The organism is Reyranella sp., assembly GCF_004297265.1.
Lineage (GTDB): Bacteria > Pseudomonadota > Alphaproteobacteria > Reyranellales > Reyranellaceae > Reyranella.
This window is the reverse complement of the sequence record NZ_SCUT01000003.1, coordinates 52,027-65,868: the sequence shown is the minus strand read 5'-3', so window position 1 is coordinate 65,868 and position 13,842 is coordinate 52,027. Positions and strand designations below refer to the sequence as shown.

Below are 13,842 nucleotides of genomic sequence, written 5' to 3'. Positions count from 1 at the left end.
TTTCGCCGGTAGCACGCTCGACAAAGCGCGCGCAAGCGGCCCGGGAGGAACGATCGGCTATGGCCCTTGCCCGTCAATTGTGCGTATATACTTGCGTGTCGATCAGCAAGTATATACGGTGGCTTCATGTCACGCACTCCACTCGTCCTCGTCCACGGCAACCCCGAGTCGGCGGCCATCTGGGGCCCCCTCATCAAGGAGCTCGACCGGGCCGACGCCATCGCCCTGTCCCCGCCTGGGTTCGGCGTCCCTGCGCCTCGCGGCTTCGACTCGTCGACGACGACCTATCGAGACTGGCTGGCGTCTCAGTTGGAATTGTTCCGCGCTCCCGTTGACCTGGTGGGACACGACTGGGGCGGAATCCACGTCGCGGCGCTGGCCATGAGCCGTCCGGATCTGATTCGTAGCTGGGCCTCCGATGCACTCGGCGTGTTCGCGCCCGATTACGTCTGGCATCCGCGCGCGCAGGTGTGGCAGCAGGAGGGCCCTGGGGAAGCCTCTGTGCAGGAGCTGTGGGGAGGCGACCTGGAGCAGCGACTCGCGGTGACGTCAGCCCTCGGGATGACCGGGCGCATGGCGGAGCGGGTCGCGGCCGGCATGGATCCCGAGATGGGTCGGGCCGTCCTCAAGCTCTTGCGGTCGGCACGACAGCCGGCGATGGCCGAAGCGGGACGGCTCCTGCCGAGCGCCGCACGACGCCCGGGTCTCGCTCTCATCGCCGTCGACGACATCGGGCGAGCCAGCGGGACGTTGGAGCAGCATGAGTGGGCAGCGCAGCGATCGGGCGCGAAAATGGCGCATCTGGCGGGCGTAGGCCACTGGTGGCCGGAAGAGACGCCCGTGCCGGTCGCCGAGGCCTTGATGAGCTTCTGGGCGGAGCTGCCGGATCCAGCGGGGGCCCCTGCGACCGGCTCCCGGGGAGTCTAGGAACCGCCGCCGTGGTCCACGACCCAGCTTGAGCGCCTGTCCCGGCCGTCCATAATCGGACGAGGGGATCATAAAACATGCGCCACAAGTTCCGCGGTCTCGCCCTCCATCTCTGGACGGTGGACACGACACCGTTCGAAGAAGCACTCGCTGCCGCGAAGGCCGGCGGCTTCGACGCGGTCGAACTGCGCCGCGTCGACTTCATGCGGGTGCGGGAGCGCGGCCTGTCGAACACCGAGGTGCTGGGCCGCGTGCGCGCGAACGGGCTGCCCATCAGTGCCGTCGGCTGCGAGTACGGCTGGACCTTCGCCGCGCCGGAAGATCGCGAGCGGCTGTTCGCCTCGCTGGAGGAGGCGTGCGAGAGGGCGGTCACGCTCGATTGCGCGACGGTGATGAGTGGGATCGGACCCGGCGGCGCGTCGCTGGAGGAAGGCGTTGCCAACATCCGCCGTGCCGGCGAGATCGTTGCGCGGCATGGCCTGCGGCTGGCGCTCGAATACCAGTTCCAGCATCCGATCGTCAGCCGCCTTGAGATCCTGCGCGAACTGATCGCCAAGGCCGGACAGAAGCATGTGGGGCTGCTGCTCGATGCCTATCACCTGCAGCGGGGTGGTCGCCCCGGCCGGGGCTTCGAGGAAGTGCCGGCCTCGGAGATCTTCTATGTGCAGTACAGCGATGTGCCGAACGCGCCGCCCAATGCCGCGCCGCCGGTCGATCGCCTGCCGCCGGGGCAGGGCGTGGTGCGCTGGAGCGAGCTGTTCCAGCTTCTCGCGGCCAAGGGTTACGAGGGCTGGGTGAGCTACGAGGCGCCCAATCCGGTCCACTGGGCGCAGCCCGCCGTCGATGTCGCCCGCGAGGGTGCGAGGGCGACGCGGCGCGCGCTGGAGATCGCCTTCTCCTGACCCGCCTGCGACCAGCGGCGGGATGGATGCCGCGGGCGGGAAGCGCTACCTGTTCAAACCATGGCGCAGAAGAAGAAGTCCCCGAGCAAGTCGCGGAAGAGTGCTTCTTCCGGTGCGAAGCCACCTTCTTCCGGCACGAAGCCGAGAGCGCGCAAGCAGCCGCCCCGGGCTTCGGGGCCGAGGCCGCTACCGCCGCCGACCACGACCCTGCAGCAGGAATTGCGAATGATGGCGCGGAGCGGTGCGCAGTCGCTGCAGAGCCTGATCGTCTTCCTGGCCGTGCTGGTCGTGGTCGCGGGCGCTGGCATCGGCGCCTGGGCGATCCGGCCGGTGCCGGGCTATGCGTCGGAGGAGCAGAAGGCCGGGTCGCCCTTCGACGCGACCTTCACGGCGGAGAATCCCAGCCCGTGGTTTGCGATGAAAGGCCTGAAGTTCGCCTGCGTGCTCGATCACGTCCGCGCTTCGGGCCGCGAGCCGACCCTCATCGAGGCGACCGATGTGCGCTTTCCCGACGGATCGGCCTCGGAGCTGAAACCGGGCGAGTCCGCGACCTTCAGGTGTCCCTTCCGCGCCCTGTTCGGCCTGCCGCCGCTCAACGAGGATTACGGCGTGGTGCAGCGCTCGCAGATCTACTTCCATGCCTCCTACGACCTGCCGTTCGTCGGCGTGATCCGGCTCAGCGACAACAGCGTGCCGTTCGTCCTCAACACGAGGCTGCTGCCGCCGCGGTGGACGAGCCGGCCGGACGGGTGACTGTGCTTCGTCCGGAAAGATGACGATCCGCTTTCCCACGTCCATGCCCGTTCGAGACTGGCGCAACCCCGCAGGCGACGGCACCATGTGTCCGTATCGCAGCGAGGGCATGGACCATGGACGACTATTACGATCTCGGCGCCTACAAGCGGACCGTCACCACCTCGTCGCTGCAGACGCAGCTCTGGTTCGATCGCGGCCTGAACTGGCTCTACGGCTTCAACCATGCCGAGGCGATCAAGTGCTTCGAGAAGGCGCTGGAGACCGATCCCGGTTGCGCCATGGCGCATTGGGGCATCTCCTACGCTGCCGGGCCGAACTACAATCTCCCCTGGCACCGCTACGACCCGGCCGGCAAGAAGCGCGCGCTCGAAGCCTCCTATGACGCCATGCAGCGCGCGCTGGCCGCCGCGCCCAACGCCTCGCCGGTCGAGCAGGCGCTGATCCGTACTCTGCCGGCGCGCTATCCGCAGCGCGAGGCGATCGAGGACCAGACGACGTGGGACAAGGCCTTCACGGTCGAGATGCGCAGGCTGTTCCGCGCCCATCCGCACGATCTCGACCTGCGCTCGGTGTTCGCCGAGGCGATCATGAACGAGACGCCCTGGCAGATGTGGGACCTCAAGACCGGCCAGCCGACGCCGGGCGCCGGCACGGAGGAGGCGGTCGAGGTGCTGGAGAGCGCCTTCCGCGACATTCCCGCGAGCTGGGACCATCCCGGTCTGCTGCATCTCTATGTGCATCTGATGGAGATGTCGCCCTTCCCGCAGCGCGCGCTGCGCGCTGGCGACCGGCTGCGCGACCTCGTGCCGGACTCCGGCCACCTCGTGCACATGCCGACCCATATCGACGTGCTGTGCGGCAACTACCGCGACGTCGTCGTCTACAACCAAAAGGCGGTCGTGGTCGACCGCAAGTACCTGGCGCGCGAGGGCGCCCTCAACGTCTATTCGATGTATCGCAGCCACGACCATCACTTCATCGTCTACGGCGCCATGTTCCTCGGCCAGTACACGCCCGCCATCACCGCGGCGCAGGAGCTGATCGACACCACGCCCGAGGAATTGCTGCGCATCCAGTCGCCGCCGATGGCCGATTTCGTCGAGGGCTATCTCTCGATGAAGCAGCATGTGCTGGTGCGTTTCGGCAAGTGGCGCGAGATCATCGCGCAGGAGCTGCCGAAGGACCCCGATCTCTACTGCTCGACCACGGCGATGACACTCTACGCCAAGGGCGTGGCGCATTCGGTGCTGGGCGAGATCGAGCAGGCCGAGCAGGCGCGCGCCGCCTTCCGCGCCGCCAAGGCGCGCGTGCCCGAGAGCCGGCGGCTGCACAACAACACCATGGTCGACCTGCTGGCGATCGCCGAGGAGATGCTGACCGGCGAGTTGGAATATCGCCGCGGCAACTTCGATCTCGCCTTCGCCCATTTGCGCCGCGCCGTCGAACTCGACGATTCGCTGCCCTACGACGAGCCCTGGGGCTGGATGCAGCCGACGCGCCATGCGCTGGGAGCGCTCCTGCTGGAGCAGGGTCACCTCGCCGAGGCCGAGGCGGTCTATCGCGCCGACCTCGGCTTCGACGGCAAGACCAACCGCGCCTGCTGGCACCCCGAGAACGTCTGGAGCCTGCATGGCCTCCACGAATGCCTCACGCGCCGCGGCGAGACGGTCGAGGCGCCGCTCATCAAGGCACGGCTGGATCTCGCGGCCGCACGGACGGAGATGCCGGTGCGGGCATCGTGCCTGTGTCGGAGGGAAGCTGCTTAGGCGGGGCGTCGCCCCGCCGGTTAGCGTCAGGACATTGCGTAGCAATGTCCGGGAGCGTCGACGATACGCGCGACCAACCTCGTGTCCCTCTCCCCCTATCGGGGGCGAGGAGTTTCAAGGCCTCAGCCGCGCCTCACCGCTTCGCCGGCGGCAGCACTCTCTGGATCATCGCGAATAGGAACGCGGTCGTGAGGCCGAACAGCAGCATGCCGTTCACCGCTTCCAGGGCGCCCAGCATCTTCCAGTTGTGGGCGAGGTTGATGGTGGTGTCGCCGTAGGTGGTGAGCGCGCCCAGCGAGTAGAGCATCGCCGAGCGGTTGTCGGGGATGGCGCCGAGGAAACGGAAGGCCAGCGCCCAGATGCCGCCTTCGAAGATGTGCAGGGTCGTCACCAGGGTCACGGCCATCGCCATCACCAGGGAGAAGATGAGGGTGACGTGACGGCCGCGGTCCCGCATCGTGTCGAGCAGGCGGTCGACCCGGCCGGTGAAAACCGCCAGACAGAGGATGTGGATGACGCAGGTCAGCGCGATCAGCGGCACGCCCCACGCCCAATCTTGTCCCCACTGGACCTCGTTGAGTGGATTCATGCCGCTGCCATCGCTGCGCCGGCCACACCCTAGCTGCGGACCAGCGGCTTGTACTTGATGCGGTGCGGCTGGTCGGCGTCGGTACCCATGCGCCGGTGCTTGTCGAGCTCGTAGTCCTGGTAGTTGCCCTCGAACCACTCGACATGGCTGTCGCCCTCGAAGGCCAGCATGTGGGTGGCGGTGCGGTCGAGGAACCAGCGATCATGCGAGATCACGACGGCGCAGCCGGCGAACTCGACCAGTGCCTCCTCGAGCGCCCGCAGGGTGTCGACGTCGAGATCGTTGGTCGGCTCGTCGAGCAGCAGGACGTTGGCGCCGCTCTTCAGCATCTTGGCGAGGTTCACCCGGTTGCGTTCGCCGCCCGAGAGCTGGCCGACCTTCTTCTGCTGGTCGGCGCCCTTGAAGTTGAACGAGCCGCAATAGGCGCGGCTGGACACTTCCCGGGTGCCAAGCTTGATGATGTCGAGGCCACCCGAAAGCTCCTCCCACACACTCTTGTTGGGATCGAGCGTCTCGCGGCTCTGGTCGACGTAACCGAGCTTCACCGTCGGGCCGACCGAGAAGGTGCCGCTGTCGGGCTTGTCCTGGCCGGTGATCATCTTGAACAGCGTGGTCTTGCCGGCGCCGTTGGGGCCGATGACGCCCACGATGCCGCCCGGCGGCAGGTTGAACGACAGGTTATCGATCAGCAGCCGGTCGCCGAAGCCCTTGGAGATGCCCTCGGCGCGGATGACATGGTCGCCGAGACGCGGGCCGGCCGGGATGACGATCTGCGCCCGGTCGAGCGTCTGCTGGCTGTCCTCTTCCACCATGCGCTCGTAGGCGGCAATACGCGCCTTGCTCTTGGAGCGGCGGGCCGAGGGGCTGGTGCCCATCCATTCGAGTTCGCGCTGCATGGTGCGGCGGCGGGCGTCGGCGGTCTTCTCTTCCAGCTCGAGGCGCTTGTCCTTCTGCTTCAGCCAGGACGAGTAGTTGCCTTCCCACGGGATGCCGGCGCCGCGGTCGAGTTCGAGGATCCAGCCGGCGACGTTGTCGAGGAAGTAACGATCGTGGGTCACGGCCACGACGGTGCCGGGGAACTCCGCGAGATGGCGCTCCAGCCAGGCCACCGACTCGGCGTCGAGATGGTTGGTCGGCTCGTCGAGCAGCAGCATGTCGGGCTTGGAGAGCAGCAGGCGGCACAGCGCCACGCGGCGCTTCTCGCCGCCCGAGAGCTTGGTCACGTCGGCATCGGACGGCGGGCAGCGCAACGCGTCCATCGCGATCTCGACGGTGCGGCCGAGGTCCCAGCCATTGCCGGCGTCGATCTTCTCCTGCAGCTCGCCCTGCTCGGCGATCAGCTTGTCCATGTCGGCGTCGGGGTCGGAGAACGCGTTGGAAACCTCCTCGAAGCGCGCCAGCATTTTCGCCATCTCGCCGGCCCCGTCCATGACATTGCCCAGCACGTCCTTGTTGGGGTCGAGGCCGGGCTCCTGCTCCAGCAGGCCCACCTTCACGCCCTCGGCCGCCCAGGCCTCGCCGGTATAGTTGTCGTCGCGACCGGCCATGATCTTGAGCAGGGTGGACTTGCCCGACCCGTTGAGGCCGAGCACGCCGATCTTGGCGCCGGGAAGGAACGACAGCCAGATGTCCTTCAGGACCTGCTTGCCGCCGGGAAAGGTCTTGTTCAGACCCTTCATCACGTAGATGTACTGGTAAGAAGCCATTGTAATTCCTTGGTGTGCAGCGCTTGTAGCGGCCCCGCCGAAACGGTTCAATGACGCCGGGAGAAACGCGCACGCATGCTGGTCGAACCGGCTGTCCTGGCCCTGTCGCTGGCCTATCTGGGGCTTCTCTTCGCCGTGGCCTATTTCGGCGACCGCTATGCGCGTGACTGGTCGCGGAATTCGGTGGCGCCGGTCGTCTACGGCCTGTCGCTGGCCATCTACTGCACTTCCTGGACCTTCTACGGCGCGGTCGGGCGGGCGGCGACCTCGGGCATCGACTTCGTCCTGATCTATACCGGCCCGGTCCTGGTCGTGACCCTGGGCTATCCGGTCGTCGCCAAGATGGTGCGGCTGGCCAAGCAGCACAATGTCACCTCGATCGCCGACTTCCTGGCCTCCCGCTACGGCAAGAGCCGCGCCGTCGGCGTCATCGCCACGCTGTTCGCGACGGTGGGCGTGCTGCCCTACATCGCATTGCAGCTCCAGGCCGTTTCCTCGTCGTTCCGCACCATCGCCGCGCCCTTGCCGTGGAGCGGCGGCGCACCCGGTGTCGTGCATGCCGACACTTCGCTGATCGTGGCGGCATTGATGGCGCTGTTCACCATCCTGTTCGGCGTGCGCAACGTGCAGGCTTCCGAGCAGCATCGCGGTATGATGCTGGCCATCGCCTTCGAATCGGTGGTCAAGCTGCTGGCGCTACTGGCGGTCGGTCCCTTCGTCGTCTGGTTCCTGTTCGACGGGCCGGCCGATATGGTGGGACGCCTGGCCGAGGTCCCGGCCGTAGCCGAGCGACTGACGCGCGAGGCCTCGCCGCTCACCTGGGTGGTGATGTCGCTGCTCTCGGGCATGGCCTTCCTCTGTCTGCCGCGCCAGTTCCACGTCGCCGTCGTCGAGCACGACCATCCCGCCAGCCTCAGGACGGCGCGCTGGCTGTTTCCCGCCTATCTCGTGCTGATCAACCTGTTCGTCATCCCGATCGCGGCGGCGGGGCTGCTGCTGCTCGGGCCGAACGTCAGCCCCGACCTCTACGTGCTGCAGCTGCCGCTGGTCAGCGGCGAGAGCTGGCTGTCGGCCTTCGTGTTCATCGGCGGTCTCTCCGCCGCGACCTCGATGGTGATCGTGGCCTGCATGGCGCTGTCGGGCATGATCGGCAACGAGCTGCTGATGCCCTACCTGCTGCGCCGGCAGGCCGGCGTCGTGCGCGACATGGGCCCGCTGGTGGTGCTGGTGCGCCGCGCCGCCGTCGTGCTGATCCTGATGGCGGGCTACGCCTACGAGCGCATCATCTCGGGCTACCTGCCGCTCGCCTCGATCGGCCTCATCTCGTTCTGTGCGGTCGCCAACTTTGCTCCGGGCCTCGTGCTAGGCCTCTACTGGCAGCGCGCGCACCGCTTCGGCGTCGTCTCGGGCCTGCTCGGCGGCTTCGTCGTCTGGCTCTACGCGCTGCTGCTGCCGACCTTGCGCCAGGGTGCAGGCGACGGACCGGCGGCGCCGTTCGTGTCCTGGCTGCCGGCGCCGCTGGCTGCGCTCGATCCGGTGCTGCAGGGGTTCCTGGTCTGCCTCGCCGTCAACACGGCGCTGCTGGTCGGCGTCTCGCTGCTGGTACGGCCGGAGGGCCGCGACCGCGAGCAGGCGGATGCCTTCGTGCTGGGCGCCGAGCCGCGGCCGCCGTCGCGCCGCGCGCCGGCCGACGCCACCCGCATCGAGGAGCTGCGCCAGCTCCTCGCGCGCTTCGTCGGCGTCGAGCGTGCGGCCCGCACGCTGTCGGGCGAGCTGTCGCTGGAAACCGCGCTCGCCCGTACCGAGCGCATGCTGTCGGGCACCCTGGGCGCCGCCTCGGCGCGCGTGATCGTGGCGGCCTCGGGCCGGCGCGGCCGGCTGCTGCCGCGCAGCGCGCGCGCCATCATCGACGAGGCGTCCGAGGCGATCCGCTACAATTACGAGATCCTGCGCAACACGCTCGACCATGTCGGCATGGGCATCGCCGCCTTCGATCGCGATGGCCGGCTGGAGATCTTCAACGATCGCTTCACGTCACTGCTGGCGCTCGACGACGATGCCGTCGCGGTCGGCGCCGCCCCGCGCGAGTTCGGTGCCGCGCCCGACGTCGTCGACCTGCTGCGCCGGCCCGAGTCGCCGCAGACGCACGAGATCGCCACGCGCGACGGCCGCGTGATCGAGCTGCGGCTCGATCCGCTGCCTGAGGACGGCTTCGTCGCCACCTGCAACGACGTGACGGCGAGGGTACGCACCGCCGAGGCGCTGCGCGACAGCGACAGCCAACTGCGCCGCGCCGCCGAGACGCTGGAGCAGCGCGTGGCCGAGCGAACGGCCGAACTCGAAGCCAGCCGCGCCGAGGCAGAGGCGGCCAATCTCGGCAAGACGCGCTTCATCGCAGCCGCGAGCCACGACCTGCTGCAGCCGCTGCACGCCGCACGCCTCTTCACGGCGGCGATGATCGACCGCGATCCGCGCAACGACTTGGGCGGCAAGATCGATGCGAGCCTCGGCGCCGTCGAATCGCTGCTCGACGCGCTGCTCGACATCTCCAAGCTCGATGCCGGCGCCTTCAAGCCCGAGAAGCGGGCGTTCGCGCTGCAGCCGCTGTTCGAGTCGCTTGGCACCGCCTTCGCGCCGACCGCGGCCCGGCACGGCGTCGAACTCGTGATCGTGCCGACGCGCGCCTTCGTCGACACCGATCCGGCCTTCCTGCGTCGCATCCTGCAGAACCTTCTCTCGAACGCCCTGCGCTACGGCCGGATCGAGGGAAGGCCGGCCAGGGTGCTGCTGGGCTGCCGCCGCGCCAGCGGCTCGTTGCGCATCGAAGTGAGGGACAACGGCCCGGGAATCCCGCCCGACAAGCAGGCTGTGATCTTCGACGAGTTCGTGCGGCTGCAGCCCGAGGACGAGGGGCCGCGCGAGGAGCGAGGGCTGGGCCTTGGGCTCGCCATCGTCGATCGCATCGCCCGCATGCTCGATCTTCCCGTGGGCCTCGCCTCGGCGCCCGGCCGCGGTTCGACCTTCTCCGTGACCGTGCCGAGGGTGCCCGCGGTGGCGACCTTGCCCAGTGCCACGCCGGCGCCACAGCCCATGCCGTCGATCGAGGTCGAGAGTTTCGTGCTCTGCCTCGACAACGAGGCGCGGGTGCGCGAGGCGATGGCGGCGCTGCTTAGCGGCTGGGGATGCAAGGTCACGACGGCGGCGACGCTGGCCGAGGCGCTGGACGCGGTGATCCGCGCCGGCCGCCTGCCCGACCTCGTGCTGGCCGACCTGCATCTCGACGAAGGCGCCGATGGGCTCGAGGCCGTGATGGCGTTGCGTGAGGCCTGGGGCCGCACCGTGCCGGCGGCCCTCGTGACGGCCGATCGCGACCCGACGCTGCGTCTGCGGGCGCGGGCGCAACAGGTCGAACTGCTGCACAAGCCGGTGAAGCCAGCCTCGCTGCGCGCGCTGTTGCGCCTGCGCAGCGCCGCGGCGGGGCGTCTTACTGCCTGAGCGTTTCCGGGCCGGGCAACGCCAGCCCGCGCGCCTCGATCACGGCCTGCGTACGGGAGCGGACGCCGAGCTTGCGCAGGATCACCGTCACGTGCGCCTTCACGGTCGCCTCGCCGACACCGAGCTTGTGGGCGATCTGCTTGTTCTGGTCGCCCTGCACCATCAGCGCCAGCACGCGCCACTGCTGTGGCGTGAGCTGCGCGGCGCGCTGGGCGAAGCTGTCGCCGGCCACGGCATCCGGCGGCGCGAAGATCTCGCCGTCGAGCACGGCGCGAACGATGCCGGCGATCTCCTCGAGAGAGGCGGACTTGTCGATGTAGGCCGAGGCGCCGAACTCGTAGGCACGCTGCACGACGCCGGCTTCGCGCGCCGCCGAGACGATGATGATCGGCACGGTCGGATGCTCGGACCGCAGCCGCGCAAGCCCGGTCAGCCCGTCCATGCCCGGCATATCGAGGTCGAGCAGGACGGCGTCGGTGTCGGGCTGCCGGTCGAGCGCAGCCTGCGCCTGGGCCAGCGTGCCCGCCATGGTGAACTGCGCGCCGACGAACACCTGACCGAGCGCGGACACCAGCGCGTCACGGACCATCGGATGGTCGTCGGCTACAAGGAAGCGTTCGGTGTCAGCCATGCGGCAAGGGTGACCATCGGGACCGTGAGAATCAAGTTGCATGGCGCAGGTCGTGCACAAGCGCGTCGCGATCGAGACGTTTGGGCAGGCGATCGTTGAAGGAGATCAGGCCGAACGTCACGGCTGCGGCCAGCACCTGGCGTTCCTCCTCCGCGTTCTTCGAGCGGGCCGGCACGTGCTCGTGGATCAGCACGCCCGTCCTGTGGCCCATGGCCTTGAAGTCCAGCCGATGATCGGACGGAATGCCGGCGAAGCGGCTGAGCAGGGCCGCATGGCGATCGCTCCAGCCCTGGGGTCGGTGGACCGGCGCGGGATATTCGCCCAGCGCGTCGGCGTAGACACGCACCAGGGCCGGATCGAGGTCGCCTCCACCGTCGAGAAAGGACCGCACGACGAAGGTCATGTCGGCGGCAATCGCGGCAAAGGCTTCCCAGCGGCAGACCGCGAAGGCGTCGTTGAAGGCGGGATCACCGAAGGCGGCCTGGCCGAACCAGGCGAGCGTATTGCGTGAGAATTCGTAAGTGGACCGTTGGGCGACGTACGACGCCTCACCGCTGACGAAGCGCGTTAGCTCTATGCGCGAACAAATGCGCGTCGGAAAGAGGTAGCTCTTGAGCCCTTCCAGCATCCTGCTTCTCGTGGGCTGCACCGCCTGTGAATGAATATTCGACTAAGGTAGGGGGTCTCACCGCACTGACAGTGAATCACACTTGCTGTATATTCACATAGTCTGAGTAAACGACAAGCAAGAAACATGGCGCCCGAACGACCGGGCGATGGGGAGTAAGCGTACATTCGGGGAAAACCCCAACTCATCGCGACGGTGATGGTTCAGCGGCGCCTCCAACGTGTCCTTGGAGGAACCAGCGCATGGCGGAAAGCAGACTGACGGCCTCGCAACAGGCCGCCTACTGGGAAAAGACCAAGCGGTTGATGTTGTTCATCCTCGCCGCATGGTTCTTCTTCAGCTTCCTGATCCACTTTTGGGCGCCGCAGCTCAACACGATCCGGATCATCGGATTCCCGTTGGGCTACTACATGGCGGCCCAGGGCTCTCTGATCGCCTTCGTCCTGATGTGCGTCTGGAACGCCAAGGCGCAGGACAGGATCGATCACGAATTCGGCGTCCAGGACGAGTGACGAGGGAACGACCATGGCAGCCATCCAGGGCGGGTTTCTCGCCAATCTCGGGCGCATCTACGCCCTCTACACCGGCACCTTCATCGGGTTCACGATCTTCATCGGCGTGCTCGAGCTGTTGGGCGTGCCGAATCGGATCCTCGGCTATCTCTTCATCTTCCTGACTCTCGGCGTCTACGCGCTGATCGGCTGGCTGGCGAGGACCGCCGAAGTCAACGAATACTACGTCGCGGGCCGCGCCGTTCCCGCCTTCTACAACGGCATGGCCACCGGCGCGGACTGGATGAGCGCCGCCTCGTTCATCGGCATGGCCGGTTCGCTCTATTTCGGCGGCTACGGCGGTCTCGCCTTCGTGCTGGGCTGGACGGGCGGCTACGTGCTGGTCTCGATCCTGATGGCGCCCTACCTGCGCAAGTTCGGGCAGTTCACCGTGCCGGACTTCTTCAGTGCCCGCTACGGCGGCAACGTGGCGCGCGCCCTCGCGGTGGTCGTGCTGATCACCGCCTCCTTCACCTATGTCGTGGCGCAGATCGTTGGCGTCGGCATCATCACCGCACGCTTCCTCGACATCGGCTTCCAGGTCGCCTGTTTCGTGGGCCTGCTCGGCATCCTGCTCTGTTCGATGCTGGGCGGCATGAAAGCCGTTACCTGGACGCAGGTGGCGCAGTACATCATCCTGATCATCGCCTACCTGATCCCGGTCGTCGTGCTCTCGGCCAAGGTCACGGGCGTCCCGATCCCGCAGATCATGTACGGCCAGGCACTCGAGAAGATCGAGGCGCTGGAGAAGACCTTCGGCGTGGCACAGCCCTACGTCTCGGCCTTCACCGACGCCAAGGGCGCCTACAGCCCGACGGCGATGTGGAACTTCTTCGCGCTGATCCTCTGCCTGATGGTCGGCACCGCGTCGCTGCCGCACATCCTGATGCGCTACTTCACCACGCCGTCCGTCAAGCAGGCGCGCGACTCGGTGGCGTGGTCGCTGTTCTTCATCTTCCTGCTCTACTTCACCGCGCCGGCCTATGCGGCCTTCGCCAAGCTGGAAGTGTACCAGAACGTGATCGGACAGCCGATCGCCAGCCTGCCGGCCTGGGTCTCCTCCTGGGGCAGCATCGGCCTCGTCGGCGCCTGCGACGGCGCCAACGCGGCCCAGACCTTCGCTCTGTGCAAGGGCGTCACAGGCAACGGCGACGGCATCCTGCAGCTCTCGGAGTTCCGCCTGCACACCGACGCCGTCGTGCTGGCCACGCCGGAGATCGCCGGCCTGCCGTACGTGATCTCCGGGCTGGTCGCGGCCGGCGGCCTTGCCGCCGCGCTCTCGACGGCGGACGGTCTGCTGCTCGCGATCGCCAACGCGCTCAGCCATGACATCTACTACAAGATGATCGACCCCCATGCCGACACCAAGCGCCGCCTGATCATCAGCCGCGTCCTGCTCGGCCTGGTGGCTCTGGTCGCCGCCTATGTCGCAGGCACGCTGGGCGCGGACATCCTGTTCCTGGTATCCTGGGCCTTCTCGATGGCGGCGGCCGGCCTGTTCGCGGGCCTGGTCCTCGGCATCTGGTGGAAGAGGGCGGGCGATGCGGCCGGCGTCTGGGGCATCATCGTCGGGTTCGGCCTCTGCATGTTCTTCCTGATCGCGACCGAGTTCTACGGGCCGTGGGTCAAGCAGAGCCTGAGCTGGATGGGCGACATCAACATCGTCAAGATCCGCGGCCGCGACGTCGCGTATATCTGGGGCATCAACAACATCTCGGTCGGCATCTTCGGCATCCCGGCGGCGTTCGTCGCCATGCTGGTCGCCGGCTGGGTGACCAAGCCCGCATCGGCCGAGATGCAGGACTTCATCGACTCGATCCGCGTGCCTGCGGGATCGGTGCGCAATGCCGAAGCGGCGCATTGACGGCCGCCGCGAACCGATGAAAGGGAG

At 67.7% G+C, this 13,842-nt stretch carries 11 protein-coding genes; 7 read left to right on the top strand and 4 right to left on the bottom strand.

Annotated elements, in window-relative coordinates:
* The first annotated feature begins 126 nt into the window (after positions 1-126).
* The 4 genes from EPO41_RS00585 to EPO41_RS00570 all read left to right on the top strand — a co-directional run bounded on the left by EPO41_RS00585 (position 127) and on the right by EPO41_RS00570 (position 4,351).
* The gene (locus EPO41_RS00585) at positions 127-927 is read left to right on the top strand and encodes an alpha/beta fold hydrolase (RefSeq protein WP_296319158.1); all 801 of its coding nucleotides are present in this window, start codon (positions 127-129) and stop codon (positions 925-927) included.
* A 77-nt stretch (positions 928-1,004) separates the two neighbouring features.
* Complete coding sequence (locus EPO41_RS00580; protein WP_296319155.1) at positions 1,005-1,829, top strand: sugar phosphate isomerase/epimerase family protein; 825 nt, start codon at positions 1,005-1,007, stop codon at positions 1,827-1,829.
* 225 nt (positions 1,830-2,054) lie between these two features.
* Positions 2,055-2,582: a hypothetical protein gene (locus EPO41_RS00575; RefSeq protein ID WP_296319152.1), complete on the top strand. Its 528-nt coding sequence runs from the start codon at positions 2,055-2,057 to the stop codon at positions 2,580-2,582.
* 116 nt (positions 2,583-2,698) lie between these two features.
* Positions 2,699-4,351: a tetratricopeptide repeat protein gene (locus EPO41_RS00570; RefSeq protein WP_296319150.1), complete on the top strand. Its 1,653-nt coding sequence runs from the start codon at positions 2,699-2,701 to the stop codon at positions 4,349-4,351.
* Between the two features lie 133 nt (positions 4,352-4,484).
* Here EPO41_RS00570 and EPO41_RS00565 read toward each other — a convergent pair whose 3' ends face one another.
* Entirely contained in the window at positions 4,485-4,940 is a 456-nt protein-coding gene (locus tag EPO41_RS00565; protein ID WP_296319148.1) for a hypothetical protein, read from the bottom strand.
* A 29-nt stretch (positions 4,941-4,969) separates the two neighbouring features.
* The gene (gene ettA / locus EPO41_RS00560) at positions 4,970-6,646 is read right to left on the bottom strand and encodes an energy-dependent translational throttle protein EttA (protein WP_296319146.1); all 1,677 of its coding nucleotides are present in this window, start codon (positions 6,644-6,646) and stop codon (positions 4,970-4,972) included.
* Positions 6,647-6,721: 75 nt separating this feature from the next.
* Between ettA and EPO41_RS00555 the strand changes: the two genes are divergently transcribed.
* A complete protein-coding gene (locus tag EPO41_RS00555) occupies positions 6,722-10,141 on the top strand; it encodes an ATP-binding protein (RefSeq protein ID WP_296319145.1) in 3,420 nt (1,139 codons plus the stop codon).
* On the opposite strand, the gene EPO41_RS00550 is transcribed toward EPO41_RS00555, so the two are convergent.
* Together EPO41_RS00550 and EPO41_RS00545 are read right to left on the bottom strand one after the other, a co-directional pair.
* A complete protein-coding gene (locus EPO41_RS00550) occupies positions 10,131-10,772 on the bottom strand; it encodes a response regulator transcription factor (protein ID WP_296319143.1) in 642 nt (213 codons plus the stop codon). The genes EPO41_RS00555 and EPO41_RS00550 overlap by 11 nt on opposite strands.
* 31 nt (positions 10,773-10,803) lie before the next feature.
* Positions 10,804-11,400 (bottom strand): hypothetical protein, encoded by a 597-nt coding sequence (locus tag EPO41_RS00545; protein ID WP_296319141.1) that lies wholly within the window; start codon positions 11,398-11,400, stop codon positions 10,804-10,806.
* 242 nt (positions 11,401-11,642) lie between these two features.
* On the opposite strand from EPO41_RS00545, the gene EPO41_RS00540 reads away from it, so the two are divergent.
* Positions 11,643-11,912, top strand: coding sequence for a DUF4212 domain-containing protein (locus EPO41_RS00540; protein WP_296319138.1), 270 nt, complete (start codon positions 11,643-11,645; stop codon positions 11,910-11,912).
* Positions 11,913-11,925: 13 nt separating this feature from the next.
* The gene (locus tag EPO41_RS00535; protein ID WP_296319136.1) at positions 11,926-13,815 is read left to right on the top strand and encodes a sodium:solute symporter family protein; all 1,890 of its coding nucleotides are present in this window, start codon (positions 11,926-11,928) and stop codon (positions 13,813-13,815) included.
* Positions 13,816-13,842 lie beyond the last annotated feature (27 nt).